At 71.0% G+C, this 15,508-nt stretch carries 12 protein-coding genes and 2 tRNA genes; 1 reads left to right on the forward strand and 13 read right to left on the reverse strand.

Annotated elements, in window-relative coordinates:
- Positions 1–2 precede the first annotated feature (2 nt).
- From OG500_RS16370 to OG500_RS16390, 5 genes are all read right to left on the reverse strand, one after another.
- The gene (locus OG500_RS16370; protein ID WP_329580945.1) at positions 3–425 is read right to left on the reverse strand and encodes a MaoC family dehydratase; all 423 of its coding nucleotides are present in this window, start codon (positions 423–425) and stop codon (positions 3–5) included.
- 4 nt (positions 426–429) lie between these two features.
- Positions 430–891, reverse strand: coding sequence for a MaoC family dehydratase N-terminal domain-containing protein (locus tag OG500_RS16375; RefSeq protein ID WP_327067416.1), 462 nt, complete (start codon positions 889–891; stop codon positions 430–432).
- Positions 892–1,004: 113 nt separating this feature from the next.
- Positions 1,005–1,169, reverse strand: coding sequence for a 50S ribosomal protein L33 (gene rpmG / locus OG500_RS16380; protein ID WP_006604855.1), 165 nt, complete (start codon positions 1,167–1,169; stop codon positions 1,005–1,007).
- An 83-nt stretch (positions 1,170–1,252) separates the two neighbouring features.
- Positions 1,253–1,325 (reverse strand) — tRNA-Met (locus OG500_RS16385).
- A gap of 40 nt (positions 1,326–1,365) precedes the next feature.
- A tRNA-Thr gene (locus OG500_RS16390) sits at positions 1,366–1,438 on the reverse strand.
- Positions 1,439–1,756: 318 nt separating this feature from the next.
- On the opposite strand from OG500_RS16390, the gene OG500_RS16395 reads away from it, so the two are divergent.
- On the forward strand, positions 1,757–3,229 hold the full coding sequence (locus OG500_RS16395) for a hydrolase (protein ID WP_329580948.1): 1,473 nt from the start codon (positions 1,757–1,759) through the stop codon (positions 3,227–3,229).
- A gap of 26 nt (positions 3,230–3,255) precedes the next feature.
- On the opposite strand, the gene OG500_RS16400 is transcribed toward OG500_RS16395, so the two are convergent.
- From OG500_RS16400 to OG500_RS16435, 8 genes are all read right to left on the reverse strand, one after another.
- Positions 3,256–4,776 carry a hypothetical protein gene (locus OG500_RS16400; RefSeq protein ID WP_327067418.1) on the reverse strand — a complete coding sequence of 507 codons (1,521 nt, stop codon included), beginning with the start codon at positions 4,774–4,776 and terminating at the stop codon, positions 3,256–3,258.
- 337 nt (positions 4,777–5,113) lie between these two features.
- Positions 5,114–5,800: a response regulator gene (locus OG500_RS16405; protein ID WP_327067419.1), complete on the reverse strand. Its 687-nt coding sequence runs from the start codon at positions 5,798–5,800 to the stop codon at positions 5,114–5,116.
- Positions 5,797–8,352 carry a sensor histidine kinase KdpD gene (locus OG500_RS16410; RefSeq protein ID WP_327067420.1) on the reverse strand — a complete coding sequence of 852 codons (2,556 nt, stop codon included), beginning with the start codon at positions 8,350–8,352 and terminating at the stop codon, positions 5,797–5,799. Before OG500_RS16410 ends, OG500_RS16405 begins: the two co-directional genes overlap by 4 nt.
- Before the next feature lie 109 nt (positions 8,353–8,461).
- A complete protein-coding gene (kdpC, locus tag OG500_RS16415; RefSeq protein ID WP_327067421.1) occupies positions 8,462–9,100 on the reverse strand; it encodes a potassium-transporting ATPase subunit KdpC in 639 nt (212 codons plus the stop codon).
- A gap of 20 nt (positions 9,101–9,120) precedes the next feature.
- Positions 9,121–11,235, reverse strand: a complete 2,115-nt coding sequence (gene kdpB / locus OG500_RS16420; RefSeq protein ID WP_327067422.1) for a potassium-transporting ATPase subunit KdpB — start codon at positions 11,233–11,235, stop codon at positions 9,121–9,123.
- Positions 11,235–12,896, reverse strand: coding sequence for a potassium-transporting ATPase subunit KdpA (gene kdpA, locus OG500_RS16425; RefSeq protein ID WP_329580956.1), 1,662 nt, complete (start codon positions 12,894–12,896; stop codon positions 11,235–11,237). The genes kdpB and kdpA overlap by 1 nt, the downstream gene beginning before the upstream one ends.
- Before the next feature lies 1 nt (position 12,897).
- On the reverse strand, positions 12,898–12,987 hold the full coding sequence (gene kdpF / locus OG500_RS16430) for a K(+)-transporting ATPase subunit F (protein ID WP_184937114.1): 90 nt from the start codon (positions 12,985–12,987) through the stop codon (positions 12,898–12,900).
- 395 nt (positions 12,988–13,382) lie between these two features.
- Positions 13,383–15,386, reverse strand: coding sequence for an APC family permease (locus OG500_RS16435; protein WP_442907139.1), 2,004 nt, complete (start codon positions 15,384–15,386; stop codon positions 13,383–13,385).
- Positions 15,387–15,508: the final 122 nt, after the last annotated feature.

The raw sequence follows: 15,508 nt of genomic DNA on the forward strand, positions 1-15,508 counted from the left end.
TCTCAGCCCAGCTGGACCACGGCGCGGGACATCCCGAGCACCTTCTGGCCGCCGCTGGTGACCACCAGGTCCACCCGCACCCGGCGGTCCTCCAGCAGCTGGGCCACCTTGCCGGTGACCTCGACCACGGCGCCGGTCGCTTCGTTCGGCACCACCACGGGCCGGGTGAACCGCACGCCGTACTCCACCAGCGACGCCGGGTCGCCGGTCCAGTCGGTGACCACCCGCACGGCCTCGGCCATGGTGAACATGCCGTGCGCGATCACGTCGGGCAGGCCGACCTCGCGGGCGAACTTCTCGTTCCAGTGGATCGGGTTGAAGTCCAGCGAGGCGCCGGCGTAGCGCACCAGTGTGGCGCGGGTCACGGGGAAGGACTGGGCGGGAAGTTCGGTCCCGACCTCGACGTCGTCGAAGCTGACAGCCATCGCGCTACTCCCCCGCTGCTTCGGCGGCCGCCCGGGCGACCAGGGTCATGACGGACGTCACCACGTGCTCGCCGCTCTCGTCCACGATCTCACCACGCACGGTGAGGATGTCATTGCCGGCCAGCGACTTGATGTTGTCGATGCTGGTCAGCACCCGCACCCGGTCACCGGCGCGCAGCGGGCGGCTGTAGATGAACTTCTGGTCGCCGTGCACCACCCGGTCGAAGTCCAGCCCCAGCTCCGGGTCCTGCACGACCTGGGCGGTGGCCGCGTAGCTCAGGGAGAAGGAGAAGGTCGGCGGGGCGAGCACGTCCGGGTGCCCCAGGGCCTTGGCCGCCTCCTGATCGGTGTAGACCGGATTCGCGTCACCGATCGCGAGGGCGAACTCGCGGATCTTCTCCCGGCCCACCTCGTACACCTCGGTGGGCGGGTAGGTCCGCCCGATGAAGGAAGCGTCGAGCGCCATGGACTACTCCTCAAATGGGTTGTGCCAAAACGACTTCAGGCCGCACCCCGGACGGGGTGCGGCCTGAAGCCTAGGACCTGTTCGCTTGCCAGGCCCGCAAACGCCTTACGGTGTCAGCGGGTCTCGCGGTGCGCGGTGTGCGAGTTGCAGCGGGGGCAGTGCTTCTTCATCTCAAGACGGTCCGGGTCGTTACGCCGGTTCTTCTTGGTGATGTAGTTCCGCTCCTTGCACTCCACGCAGGCCAGCGTGATCTTCGGGCGGACATCGGTGGCAGCCACGGGAGTGCCTTCCTTGGACAATGGGTGATGACACAACAAGAGTAGCCGATCGGGAGTTCGATCTCCCGACCGACTACGCGGGGTAGCGGTGACCGGACTTGAACCGGTGACACAGCGATTATGAGCCGCTTGCTCTACCAACTGAGCTACACCGCTTTGGTACTCAGGATCCGATGATCGGAATCCCGACTACCAGAGCCCCCATGCGGAATCGAACCGCAGACCTTCTCCTTACCATGGAGACGCTCTACCGACTGAGCTATAGGGGCGAACCGGCCGAACGAGGAAGAGATTACACGTTTCGGGGCCGGAGGTGAAATCCGTATCCCGGGCACAAGATCGCAGGTCGGCGGCTCGCACGGGCCGACGACTCCAGGGCGGGTGTTCGAGGCCGCCCGGACGGCCGTGGGCCGCCCGGTGGGCCCGGGGTCCGCGGCGGCTGCGGAGCGCCGCCGCCCGGAGCCGGCCGTCCGCCGCGAGCCTCCGCCCCGCACGCCCGCGCTGACCATAGGCTCGACCGCCAGTGATCTTCCGCGCGGCGCGGGCGGCCTCGGCCGGCCGCGCCTACGACTGGAAGGAGCCGGCCGATGAGCCCGGACAGCGCTTCCCCCGACGGACCGCACCCCGGCCCGCCCGGCTCAGGACCGTCCGACCCGGGGTCGTCCGACGCAGGGCCCTGCCACCCGGGTCCCTCCGGCTCGGGCGGCCGGGACGAGGGCGGGCCGGGCCCCGGCACGCCGGGGTCGGGTGCGGGCGGCTCGGGCACGGGTGCGGGCAACCCGCTCGGCCACGGCCCGGTCCTGCTGCTCAGCGGCGCCCGGCTGGCCGACGGGCGGGTGGTCGACGTGCGGATCAGCGGCGACCGGATCCAGGCCGTCGGCACCGCCGGGAGCCTCGGACCGCTGCCGCAGTCCGCACTGCCGGCCGGTGCGGCCTGCAGCAGTGAGCCGGCGGTCGCGGCCGGCGCCCGGATCGACCTGACCGGCTACCTGCTGCTGCCCGCCCCCGCCGAGCCGCACGCCCACCACGACACCGCCTTCACCGGCGCGACCCCCGGCAGCGCCGAGCCACCGGCCGCCGCGGCCACCGAGAACCCGGACCCGGCGGCATCCCAGGACGAGGGCCGGGGGATGGTGCGCCGGATCACCGAGGCCGCGCTCACCTCGCTCGGCTACGGCGCCACCGCCCAGCGCACCCATGTGCGGATCGGCGATGTGCACGGGCTGCGCCGGCTGGAGGCGGTGCTCACCGCACGCGGGGCGCTGCGCGGGCTGGCCCAGCTGCAGGTGGTCGCGGTGCCCCGGCTGCTCACCGGCCTGGCCGGCGCCGAGGGCCGGGCCCAGCTGCGCGAGGCGCTGCGCCTGGGCGCGGACGTGGTGGGCGGCTGCCCGGAGCTGGACCCCGACCCGGCCGGCTACGTGCAGACCGTGGTGGCCGCGGCCACCGACTTCGACTGCCCCGTCGACCTGCATCTGCGCGGCCGGGATCCGGCCCAACTGGCTCGGATCGCCGCCCTGTTGGCGCCACTACGGCCGCGGGTGGCGGTGGGCCCCTGCGATCTGATCACCGCGGGTGCCGGAACATGCCTGCGGGCGGCCGGACTTCGGGTGGTCTGCCTGCCGCAGAACGGCGCCTGCTGCGCCACCGACGGCCCACCGGGCGGCCTGAACCCTTCGGTGACCATGGAGTTGACGCAGCATCAGATCCTGCTGGCGGCGGGCAGCGGAGCCCTGCGGGACATGGCCAACCCGGTCGGCCGGGCCGATCCGCTGGAGGCCGCCTACCTGCTGGCCGCCTCCGGCGCGCTGAGTGTCGGCGCCGCCTACGAGGCGATCAGCACCGGGGCCAGGCAGCTGATGGGACTGCCGGCGGTGCGGGTGGACGCCGGGTTCCCGGCCGAGCTGCTCGCGGTGCGCGGGGACAGCCTGGCCGGCGCGCTCTCCGGCGGGCACAGCCGCCTGGTGGTGCACAGCGGCCGGGTGGTCTCCCGCACCAGCGCGGTACGGGAGTTCGCGGACACCGTGGCACTGGCGCTGCCGCGGCAGAGCGGCCACCACTAGGCCGTGTCTCGCGCAGCCGGGCGGCCTCAGCGGTACTCGCGCAGCCGGGGCCGCACCGCCAGCACGGTGAGCGCCAGCGCGCCCGCCAGCAGCAGCGCGCAGACGGTCGCCGCCCCGGCGCCCAGCGCGTCGTCACTCTGCCGGACGGCCCGGTCGAAGGCGTTCTGGTTGATCGCGATCACCTGGTCGAAGGCGTCGCTCAGCTTGCTGAAGTCCCCGTCCGACTGCCCCACCGCGGTGCCGGTGTCGAAGGCGATGGCGTCCGCCAGCCGGCCCTGGCCCTGCAGCACGCGGATCTGGTGGTCGTCCTGCTGGTAGGTCCGGAACTCGCTCAGCACCTGGTCGGCGGCCTGCTGCTCGCCGGGGAAGGTGATGTTGCGCTCCTCGTCCCCCAGGAAGCCGCCGAAGCCGACGGTTGCCGCCGAGGCCTGGTGCGCACCGACCGCCCGGGTCAGCGCGGTCAGGTAGCCGGCCGGGTCGGTGTGGTCCAGCTGCACGACCTGCTGGCTCTTGTCGAAGAACGCCTGCGCGTAGCTGCCCGCCCGGCTCGGGTCGCTCAGCCAGCGGCTCTCGTCGGCGTTGCTGTCGTAGGCCACCGCCTTGGCCCGGCTGAGCGCGATCACCGAGTCGTAGGCGTCCGCCTTGGCGGTGTGCAGCCGGTCGCCGGTGTCGGAGACGAGCGACAGGACGTAGCCGAGGCCGACCGCCCCCAGCAGCAGGGCGGCGACCAGGGGCGGGCTGATCAGCCGCCGGTAGCGGACGGCCAGGGTGCGCTGCAGGGCGCCCAGCAGGCCGAGCGCGAGCAGCCCGGTGCCCAGCAGCCACCACCACCCGGAGCCCAGAGCGCTCCGCTGGGAGGTGTAACTCGACGTGACCACCGCCGCGTTGGCGTTCGCCACCTGGTCGGCGTCGGGCAGCAGCTGACTGCGCAGCAGGTCGGTGGCCTGCTGGTAGGAGCTCAGTGCGTCGGCGGACGGCTTGCCGGGCAGCGCCTTGGCGGTGGTCTCCTGCAGGTCGGAACGGGCCACCAGGGCCTCGTACTGGCCGAGCGCGTCCAGCTCGTCCTGAACGGCCTTGCGGCCCGCAGCGTCGCCGGACAGCGCCTCGGTGGCCTGCTCCAGGTCCGTGTCCGCCTGGGACCGGCGCTGGTCGTAGGTGTCCTCGACGGCCTTGCGCTTGGCGAAGTCGGCCTCGTCGGCGCCGACCAGCAGCAGGTTGGCCGCCTGCGCGTCCAGGTCCCCGAGTGCGAAGTAGAGGTCGGAGGCCCGTTCGGCCTGCGGGGCGGCGTGGTGGCCGATGGCGTCCACGCTGTCCCGGGCACCGCTGAGCACCGTGTAGCCGACCCCCGCGAAGAGCAGCAGGGCGGCGAGCGCGGCCGCGGTGAGCGCGCGGACCCGGCGCGGAGTGGTCCAGAAGGCCCGGTGGAACAGCCGGGCCAACCCGGCCGGCGCCGGTCCCGCGGCCGCGGTCCGCGGGGCGGGCGCCCCGGCGTTCGAGGATCGGCCGGTGCGGGGGGCGCGCGGCGCGGAAGCACCGCCGGCTGTCACCGAACCCGTCCTTTCGGAGCGGATCTCCCCCGGTGCAACCTGTGGCGTGACTCCCGTGGCCATGGCCGCGCGTCCCCTCCCCATCACCTGGCCGCCGGCTCCTGGTGGATCCCGATCGGGATCCACCGGTGTCCGGCACGGTCCAGCCCCTGACCCGGCGAGTGGCCGGGCTCCCCCACGGAGCGGAGCGGAACCGTTTCCTCACGAGTGACGCTAGCTCCTGGGCGTGACGATTGTGCTCCGTCCTGACGCTCCCTTGGCACCGCGCGACCCGGTCTTGACGGATCATTAGCGCCCCGGGTTCACCTGGGGTTTTGCCGGTCACTCTGCGGACCCTCTAAGGCTCGTAGCGGTAGCCGATGCCCGGCTCGGTGATCAGGTGGCGGGGCCTGGACGGGTCGCGCTCCAGCTTGCGGCGCAGGCCTGCGAAGTAGACCCGCAGGTAGTTGCCGCGGTCCTCGTGGCCCGGCCCCCAGACCGCGCGCAGTATCTGACGGCCGGGCAGCAGCCGGCCCGGATTGGCCAGCAGCATGGTGAGGATCTTCCACTCGGTCGGGGTCAGCCGCAGCTGGGCCGGCGGCCCGTCGGCGGCACGCAGCACCGTGCCGGCCGTCAGGTCGATCACCCACTCCCCCAGCAGCGCCTTGGTCACCGCCGGGGTGGCTCCCGGGCGGCGCAGCACCGCGCGCAGCCGGGCGAACAGCTCGTCCATCAGGAAGGGCTTGGTGACGTAGTCGTCGGCGCCGGCGTCCAGCGCCTGGATCTTGTCGTCCGCGCCGCTGCGCCCGGAGAGCACGATGATCGGCACCTGGCCGCGTCCGCGCAGCCGGTGGATCACCTCCACCCCGTCCAGGTCGGGCAGCCCGAGGTCGAGCAGCACGGCGTCCGGCCGGCTCTGCTCGGCGGCCTCCAGTGCGGCGGCGGCGGTGGCGGCGGTGGCCACCTTGTACTCGCGGGCCCGCAGGTTGATCCGCAGCGCGCGCAGCAGCTGGGGCTCGTCGTCGACGATCAGGATGTTGGTCACGGTGCCTCGTCCTCCTCCGTCGCGGTGGGCAGGGTGAGCAGCATGGTGGTACCGCCGCCGGGGGTGTCCTCGACCTCCAGGGTTCCGCCCATCGCCTCGGCCAGGCCCCGGGAGAGCGCCAGGCCCAGGCCCACCCCGGTGGTGTTGTCGGTGTCGCCGAGCCGCTGGAAGGGCAGGAAGACCCGGTCCCGGTCGGCGGCCGGGATGCCCGGGCCGCGGTCGGCGATCCGGATCTGCACCTGGTCCAGGTGCGTGCTCGCACTGACCAGCACCGGGGCGCCCGGGGCGTTGTAGCGCAGCGCGTTGGTGATCACGTTGGCCAGCACCCGCTCCAGCAGCGGGGCGTCCGCCAGCACGGCGGGCACCAGCTCCAGGTCGAGCGGCTGCACGGGGGCGTCGGGGTCCGCCAGCGAGTCGAGCGCGCGCGGCAGCACCTCGTCCACGTGGACCGGGCCCAGGTGCAGGGTGAGCGCGCCCGCCTGCAGCCGGCTCATGTCGAGCAGGTTGTCGACCAGGCGGTTGAGCCGGACCAGCGACTCGTCGGCGGTGGCCAGCAGCTCGGCCTGGTCCTCCGGCGAGAACTCCACGTCCGGGCTGCGCAGCGAGCCGACCGAGGCCAGCGCGGCGGCCAGCGGGGTGCGCAGGTCGTGGCTGACGGCGGCCAGCAACGCGGTGCGCATCTTGTCGGCCGCCTTGATCGGCTCCACCTCGGCAGCCACCGCCGCCAGCCGGTCGCGCTCCAGGGCGGCGGCCACGTGGGCCGAGAAGGCGGTCAGCAGCCGGTGCTGGTCGGCGGTCAGCCGGCGCCCGGTCAGGATCAGCAGCGCGTCCGCGCCCACCGGCACCTCGGTGCTCTCGGTCTCGTCCGCGCCGTCCCCCGAGGAGTCGCTGCGGGCGATCACCTCGCCGGTCTCCCGGGAGAGCAGGGCCACCGAGTCCAGGCCGAAGGTGTTGCGGGAGTGCTCCAGCAGTGTCGGTATCGCCGAGCCACCGCCTTGGCCCGAGTCCTGGCTGCGCAGCACGGTGCCGGCCAGCGCGGAGAGCGTCTCGGCCTCGGCGGTCGCCCTGGCCGCCCGCCCGGTGAGCCTGGCCGCCCGGTCCACCACGGTGGAGACGGTGAGCGCCACCATGGCGAAGACCAGCAGCGCGATCACGTTGTTGGGCTCGCCGATGGTGAAGGTGTGCACCGGCGGGATGAAGTAGTAGTTGAGCAGCAGCGAGGCGATCAGCGAGGCCACCAGCGCCGAGGCCGCACCGCCGAGCAGCGCCACCGCCACCACGCCGAGCTGGAAGAGCAGCGCGTCGGTGGTCAGGTTGAGCGTGTGGTGCAGCGGGGAGAGCAGGCCGGTCAGCATGAAGGGCAGCAGCAGGCCCGAGGTGAAGCCGGCCACCGTGCGCCGCTTGGAGTGCCGCCGCCCCAGCTTGGGCAGCCGGCCGCGCCCGGTGAACTCGTGGGTGACCATGTGGACGTCGATGTCCTCGGACTCGTCGACCGTGGTCTCGCCGATGCCGGGGCCGGTCAGGAAGCGGGTGATCCGGCCGCGCCGGCTGGTGCCGAGCACCAGCTGGGTGGCGTCGTTGGCGCGGGCGAAGCCGAGCAGCGCGCTCGGGATGTCGTCGCCGACCACCACGTGGTAGGTGCCGCCGAGGGTCTCCACCAGGCGGCGCTGGTTGGCCAGCGCGCCGGGCGAGGCGCCGGCCAGGCCGTCGCTGCGGGTGACGTGCACGGCCAGCATCTGGCCCGCGTCGGTGCGATCGGCGATCCGGGCGGCGCGACGGATCAGCGTCTCGCCCTCGGGGCCGCCGGTGAGCGCGACCACCACCCGCTCGCGCGTCTCCCAGACCCGGTCGATGTTGTGCTCGGCCCGGTAGTCGCGCAGCCCCTCGTCGACCCGTCCGGCCACCCAGAGCAGGGCGAGTTCACGGAGCGCCGTCAGGTTCCCGACCCGGAAGTAGTTGGAGAGCGCGGCGTCCACCTTCTCGGCCTTGTAGACGTTGCCATGGGCCATCCGGCGGCGCAGCGCCTGTGGGGCCATGTCGACGAGTTCGATCTGGTCGGCCCGCCGCACGACCTCGTCCGGCACCGTCTCCCGCTGCGGGGTGCCGGTGATCTTCTGGACGACGTCGTTGAGGCTCTCCAGGTGCTGGATGTTGACCGTGGTGATCACGTCGATGCCGGCGACCAGCAGGTCCTCGACGTCCTGCCAGCGCTTGGCGTTCTTGCCGCCGGGGATGTTGGTGTGCGCGAGCTCGTCCACCAGGACGACGGCGGGGCGCCGCTCCAGCACCGCCTCGACGTTCATCTCGGTGAACTCGGTGCCCCGGTAGCTGCGGTGCAGCCGGGGCATCACGTCCAGGCCCTGCAGCATGCCCTCGGTGTGCCTGCGGCCGTGGCACTCGATGTAGCCCACCACGACGTCCGCGCCCCGCTCCTGTCTGCGTCGGGCCTCGTCCAGCATCCGGTAGGTCTTGCCGACACCGGGGGCCGAGCCGAGGTACACCCGCAGCCGGCCGCGCCGGGGCGGGGCGGCGGAGGCGAGATCGCGAGCCATGGGGGGCTTCTTCTCTCTTCACGAAAAGATGGGCAGAGACAGGCCGGACCGGCCCGTGCGGGGCAGAATCCCCGCACGGGCCGGTCCGGTCACTCGGTCAGATGGTGTGTCACTTCAGCTCGTTGACCGCGTTGTTGAGCAGTACCACATTGACACCGGGGTCACCGAGGAAGCCCAGCGAGCGGCCCTCGGTGTACTTGCCGACCAGTGCCTTGACCGCGTCCGCCGAGACGCCGCGGGCCTTGGCCACCCGGGCGACCTGCTCATCGGCGTAGGCCACCGAGATGTGCGGGTCCAGGCCGGAGCCGGAGGAGGTGACCGCGTCGGCCGGCACGCTGGCCGGGTCGACGCCGTCGAAGGCGGCGATCGAGGCGCGGGCGTCGTTGACGGACTTCAGCAGGACGTCGCTGTTCGGGCCGAGGTTGGTACCGGAGGAGGAGGTCGGGTCGTAGCCCGTGCCCGCCGCGGAGGGCCGCGGCTGGAAGAACTTCGGGTCCGGCTGCGCCACCTCCTTCGGGTCGTTCGGGTCCTTCTTGGGCAGGTTGAAGTTCTGGCCGATCAGGCTGGAGCCGATCTCCTTGCCGCCGGCGTCCTTGACGATCGAGCCGTTGGCCTTCTGGGAGAAGGCGACCTGGCTGATCCCGGTGACCAGGAGCGGGTAGGCGATCCCGAGGATCACCGTCAGGACCAGCAGCATCCGCAGGGCGGTGAAGTGGGTGCGGACGGAGGTGGGCAGTGGCTTGGACATGAGAGCTTTTCCTCCGTTTCTCAGCGCAGGCCGGGGATGAACTGGACGATCATGTCGATCAGCTTGATGCCGATGAACGGCACGATCAGACCGCCGATGCCGTATACCCCGATGTTCCGGGCCAGCAGTGAACTAGCGTCGGCAGGACGGTACTTCACGCCGCGCAGGGCGAGCGGGATGAGGCCGATGATGACCAGGGCGTTGAAGACGATCGCCGAGGTGATCGCCGAGGTCGGGCTGTGCAGCCCCATGATGTTGAGGTGCTTCAGACCCGGGTAGACCGAGGCGAACATCGCCGGGATGATCGCGAAGTACTTCGCGACGTCGTTGGCGATCGAGAAGGTGGTGAGCGCGCCGCGGGTGATGAGCAGCTGCTTGCCGATCTCGACGATCTCGATCAGCTTGGTGGGGTTGGAGTCCAGGTCCACCATGTTGCCGGCCTCCTTGGCCGCCATGGTGCCGGTGTTCATCGCCACACCCACGTCGGCCTGGGCCAGGGCCGGAGCGTCGTTGGTGCCGTCGCCGGTCATCGCGACCAGCTTGCCGCCTTCCTGCTCCTTCTTGATCAGCGCCATCTTGTCCTCGGGCGTGGCCTCGGCGAGGAAGTCGTCCACGCCGGCCTCCTCCGCGATCGCCTTGGCGGTCAGCGGGTTGTCGCCCGTGATCATGACGGTCTTGATGCCCATCCGGCGCAGCTCGTCGAAGCGCTCCTTCATGCCCTCCTTGACGACGTCCTTGAGGTAGATCACCCCGAGGACGCGGGCGGGCCTGGCACCGGTCTTGGTGGCCACCACCAGTGGGGTGCCACCGGCAGCGGAGATGCCGTCGACCAGCTGCGCGACATCGGCACCGACCTCGCCGCCGTTCTCACCGACCCAGCGGGTGACCGAGCCGGCCGCGCCCTTGCGCACCTGGTGCAGGCCGTCGGCCTCGTCGAGGTCGACGCCGGACATCCGGGTCTGGGCGGTGAACGGAACCCAGGTGGCGTGCGTCAGCTCGCCCTGGGCGCGGGCCCGCAGACCGTACTCGGTCTTGGCCAGCACGACGATCGAACGGCCCTCGGGGGTCTCGTCCGCGAGGCTGGAGAGCTGTGCGGCGTCGGCCAGTTCGTCGACGGTGACCCCGGCGGCGGGCTGGAAGTCGGCCGCCTGGCGGTTGCCCAGGGTGATGGTGCCGGTCTTGTCCAGCAGCAGCGTGTTGACGTCACCGGCGGCCTCGACCGCGCGGCCCGACATGGCCAGCACGTTGCGCTGCACCAGGCGGTCCATACCGGCGATACCGATCGCGGACAGCAGCGCGCCGATCGTGGTCGGGATCAGCGCGACGACCAGGGCGACCAGGACGATCAGGGTCTGCGGAGCGCCGGCGAAGCTCGCCATCGGCTGCAGGGCGGCGACGGTGACCAGGAAGACGATGGTCAACGAGGCCAGCAGGATGTTGAGCGCGATCTCGTTCGGCGTCTTCTGCCGAGCGGCGCCCTCGACCAGGGCGATCATCCGGTCGATGAAGGACTTGCCCGGCTCGGTGGCGATCTTCACCACGATCCGGTCGGAGAGCACCTTGGTGCCGCCGGTGACCGCCGAGCGGTCGCCACCGGACTCGCGGATCACCGGCGCGGACTCACCGGTGATCGCCGACTCGTCGATCGAGGCGACCCCCTCGACGACGTCACCGTCGCCGGGGATGATCTGGCCGGCCTCGACCACCACGTGGTCGCCGAGCCGCAGCTCGGTGCCCGAGACCTCCTCCTCGGCCTGCGAGGCGGGCCAGTCGACCAGCCGGCGGGCCATGGTGTCGGTCTTGGTCTTGCGCAGTGTGTCGGCCTGCGCCTTGCCACGACCCTCGGCCACGGCCTCCGCGAGGTTGGCGAAGATCGTCGTGAGCCAGAGCCAGATGGTGATCGCCCAGGCGAACACCGAGGGGTGCGCGATCGCGGAGACGGTGGTGACCACCGAGCCGACCTCGACCACGAACATGACCGGGTTCTTGATCATGACGCGCGGGTCGAGCTTCTTCACCGCGTCGGGCAGCGAGGCGACGATCAGCTTGGGGTCGAGCAGGCCGGACGAGACGCGGTGCGGCTGCTCGACAGCCGGCGCCTGGTCGGCGGGAGCGGGAGTAAGGGTGGACGACATCAGTGCAGACCTTCCGCGATCGGCCCGAGAGCCAGGGCCGGGAAGTAGGTGAGGCCAACCACGATCAGGACGACGCCCGACAGCAGGCCCACGAAGAGAGGCTTGTGAGTGGGCAGGGTGCCCTTGGTGGCGGGGACCGGCTGCTGCTGTGCGAGCGAACCCGACAGCGCCAGCACGAAGATGATCGGCAGGAAGCGGCCGAACACCATCGCGAGGCCGAGCGCGGTGTCCCACCAGGGCGAGGTCACCGTCAGACCGCCGAAGGCGGAGCCGTTGTTGTTCGCCGCGGAGGTGAAGGCGTAGAGCACCTCGGAGAAGCCGTGTGCCCCGCTGTTGAGCATGTTGGCCCGCTCGCCGCCCAGGGCCATCGCGACACCGGTGCCCACCAGCACGATCGCCGGGGTGGTGAGGATGTAGAGCGAGGCGAACTTCATCTCGCGGCCGCCGAGCTTCTTGCCCAGGTACTCGGGCGTGCGGCCGACCATCAGACCGGCGACGAAGACCGCCACGATGGCCAGCACCAGCATGCCGTAGAGGCCGGAACCGGTACCGCCGGGCGCGATCTCACCGAGCATCATGTCGAAGAGCGCGACACCGCCACCGCCCGGGGTGAGCGAGTCGTGCATGCCGTCCACCGCACCGGTGGAGGTCAGCGTGGTGGAGGAGGCGAAGAGGCTGGTGCCCCAGAGCCCGAAGCGGACCTCCTTGCCCTCCATCGCGGCGCCGGCCGCCTTCAGCGCCACGCCTGCGGCGTGCGTCTCGAAGAAGGTCATCAGCGCGGCCGAGGCCGTCCAGAAGATGGCCATCACGGAGACGATCGCGTAGCCCTGCCGGTTGTCGCCGACCATCTTGCCGAAGGTGCGCGGCAGCGAGAAGGAGATCACCAGCAGCAGGAAGATCTCCAGCCAGTTGGTGAAGCCCGTCGCGTTCTCGAACGGGTGGGCCGAGTTGGCGTTGAAGAAACCGCCACCGTTGGTGCCCAGCTCCTTGATGACCTCCTGCGAGGCCACCGGGCCGCCCGGGATCGACTGGGTGTCGCCGGTGATCGTGGTGATGTCGTGGAAGCCGTGGAAGTTCTGGATCACACCCTGGCTGACCAGGACCAGCGCGAAGACGATCGACAGCGGCAGCAGCAGGCGCAGGTTGATCCGGGTGAGGTCCACCCAGAAGTTGCCGACCCGGTCGGTCTTGCTGCGGCTGAAGCCGCGGATCAGGGTGGCCACCACGGCGATGCCGACGGCGGCGGAGACGAAGTTCTGCACCGCCAGGCCGCTCATCTGGACGACGTGGCCCAGGGTGGCCTCGCCGCCGTAGTCCTGCCAGTTCGTGTTGGTCACGAAGGAGATCGCCGTGTTCCAGGCGCCGTGCGGGTTCACCGCCTTGAACCCGAGGCTGAGCATCAGGTGGTTCTGGATCCGCTGGAGCAGGTACAGGAAGAGCACGCTGCAGGCGGAGAAGGCCAGCACCGAGCGGAGGTAGGACGGCCAGCGCTGGTCGGCATCGCCGTCGACCCCGATGACCTTGTAGATGCCGCGCTCGACCCGAAGGTGCTTGGCGGTGGTGAGGAGCTTGGCGATGTAGTCGCCCAACGGCCGGTAGCACAGGGCCAGCGCGCCCACCAGGGCGAGGGCCTGCAGCCAGCCCGCGAGAGTGGAGCTCATGTCAGAACTTCTCCGGGTAGATCAACGCCACGACGAGGTAGCCGACGAGGACGACAGCGACGATGAGACCTGCGAGATTCTCGACGCTCACAGCTTCTCCACCCCCTTCGCGATCAGGGCGAGCACGGCGAACACGACGATCGTGAGGCCGACGAAGACGAGATCGAGCATGAGCTCCACCAGTTGCTTCAGGAACCTGGCCGTGGGCGGCCGGGCGGCTCCACACGACACCGGTGGCAGACCGGCCCCAGTAGCAAACCGTGCGTTCGAGCCGCCCCCGCGTTCCTTGACGTCCTCCTTACGGGTGCGGAGGTGTTGTTGACGGCCTCCATACGGCGCGTCGAGGGGCGGTCACGAGGCGATAACACGGCGGCAACGGGCAGCCGGGCGCCGGGCGGTTCCAGCCGCGCCGACCAGGCGTTCGGAAAACGCGCGGCCCCGGGGGACCATCAGGTCCACCCGGGGCCGCTGGGCCGAGCCCGTCGCTCAGACGTTCTCCGGCGCCTCGATCTGCTCGCGCTCCTTGCCTCGGTTCTTGGCCTCCGGCTCACCGCGGCGCACCGCGCCGGGGCCCCGGCGCGCGGGGTGGTCGGCGCGCGGCGCCGAGGAGAGCTGCCAGGGCACGCTGATCACCATCACGCCGGGCGTGAAGAGCAGCCGGCTCTTGAGCCAGAGCGCGGACTGGTTGTGCAGGAAGTGCTCCCACCAGTGGCCCACCACGTACTCCGGGATGAAGACCGCGACGGCGTCCCTCGGGCTGGTGCGGCGCACCGAACGGACGTAGGCCACCACCGGCTTGGTGATCTCCCGGTAGGGCGAGTCCAGCACCTTGAGCGGCACCCGGATGTCGAACTCGTTCCACTGCTCCTTGAGCTCGTCGATGCCCTCCTTCTCCACCGCGACGCTGACCGCCTCCAGCGTGTCGGGCCGGAACGCCTCGGCGTAGCCCAGCGCCCGCAGGGTGGGCTTGTGCACCTTGGAGACCAGCACGATGCCGTGCACCTTGGAGGGGCGCACCGCCTCGGCGTGCGGGTCGTCCACCGTCAGCTCCTCGGCCACCGCGTCGTAGTGCCGGCGGATGCCGCGCATCATCGTGAAGAGCACGATCGCGGCGAGCACCGCGAGCCAGGCGCCCTCCAGGAACTTGGTGGCCATCACGATCACCAGGACCAGGCCGGTGGTGCAGGCGCCGAAGGCGTTGATCACCCGCGAGCGCTGGGCCTGGGCCCGCACCGAGGAGTCGCTCTCGTTGGCGAGCACCTCGTTCCAGTGCCGGACCATGCCGATCTGGGAGAGCGTGAAGGAGGTGAACACACCCAGGATGTACAGGTGGATCAGGTTGGAGACGTTCGCCTTGTAGCCCCACAGCAGCAGGATGTTCACCACGGCCAGCGCGATGATGCCGTTGGAGAAGGCGAGGCGGTCGCCACGGGTGTGGAACTGCCGGGGCAGGTAGCGGTGCTGGGCCAGGATCGAGCCGAGCAGCGGGAACCCGTTGAAGGCGGTGTTGGCGGCCAGGATCAGGACCAGGGCGGTGGCGGCCTGGATGAAGTAGAAGAGGAAGCTGTGGTCCCCGCCGAAGATCGAGGACGCCAGCTGCGCGATCACGGTCGGCTGCGAGGCGGTGTGACAGTCGCCCGGGTAGCCCACCAGCTGGCAGGTGTCGCTGGTCTTGTGCACCTTGGCGACCAGCGCCAGCGCGGTGATGCCGATGAACATCACCACGGCCGTGATGCCCATGACGGCCATCGTGGTGGCGGCGTTCTTCGACTTGGGCGCCCGGAAGGCCGGCACGCCGTTGGAGATCGCCTCGACACCGGTCAGCGCGGTACAGCCGGAGGCGAAGGCCTTCAGGCCCAGCATCAGCAGCGCGATCCCGGCCAGCGTCCCGTTGTGGTCGGTGGGCATGATCGCGTAGTGCGCGCTGGAGGCCACCGGCGTGTGCCCGAAGGCCATCTTGATGAACCCGGTGACCACCATCAGCAGGATGCCGAAGATGAACATGTAGGTCGGCGCCGCGAAGGCCTTGCCCGACTCCCGTACACCGCGCAGGTTCATCGCGGCCAGCAGCGCGACGAAGGCGCAGGCCATCGGCACCCGGGCGGCGCCGATGCCGGGGAACGCCGAGATGATGTTGTCCACGCCGGAGGCGACCGAGACCGCGACGGTCATCACGTAGTCGACCATCAGCGAGGCGGCCACCACCAGACCGGACTTGGCGCCCAGGTTCTGCGTCACCACCTCGTACGAGCCGCCGCCGCCCGGGTAGGCGTGCACGACCTGCCGGTAGGAGAGCACCACGACCGCCATCAGCGCCACCACGCCGGCCGCGATCCACGGCGTCAGGTAGAGGAAGGCGGTGCCACCGACGGTGAGCACCAGCAGGATCTCCTCGGTGGCGTAGGCCACCGAGGACAGCGGGTCGGACGCGAAGATCGGCAGGGCCAGCCGCTTGGGGAGCAGGGTCTCGCCCAGCTCCTCGCTGCGCATGGCCTTACCGATCACGAGGCGCTTGAGCGCCGAGGGCACGTTGAACACAAGCGCGAGCGTATGCGCCCCGGGCGTATGGACAACGGGCGACTCGCGGGGAGGCGGACGGCCTTCGACGGGCG

This window comes from Kitasatospora sp. NBC_01250, assembly GCF_036226465.1.
Classification (GTDB): Bacteria; Actinomycetota; Actinomycetes; order Streptomycetales; family Streptomycetaceae; genus Kitasatospora.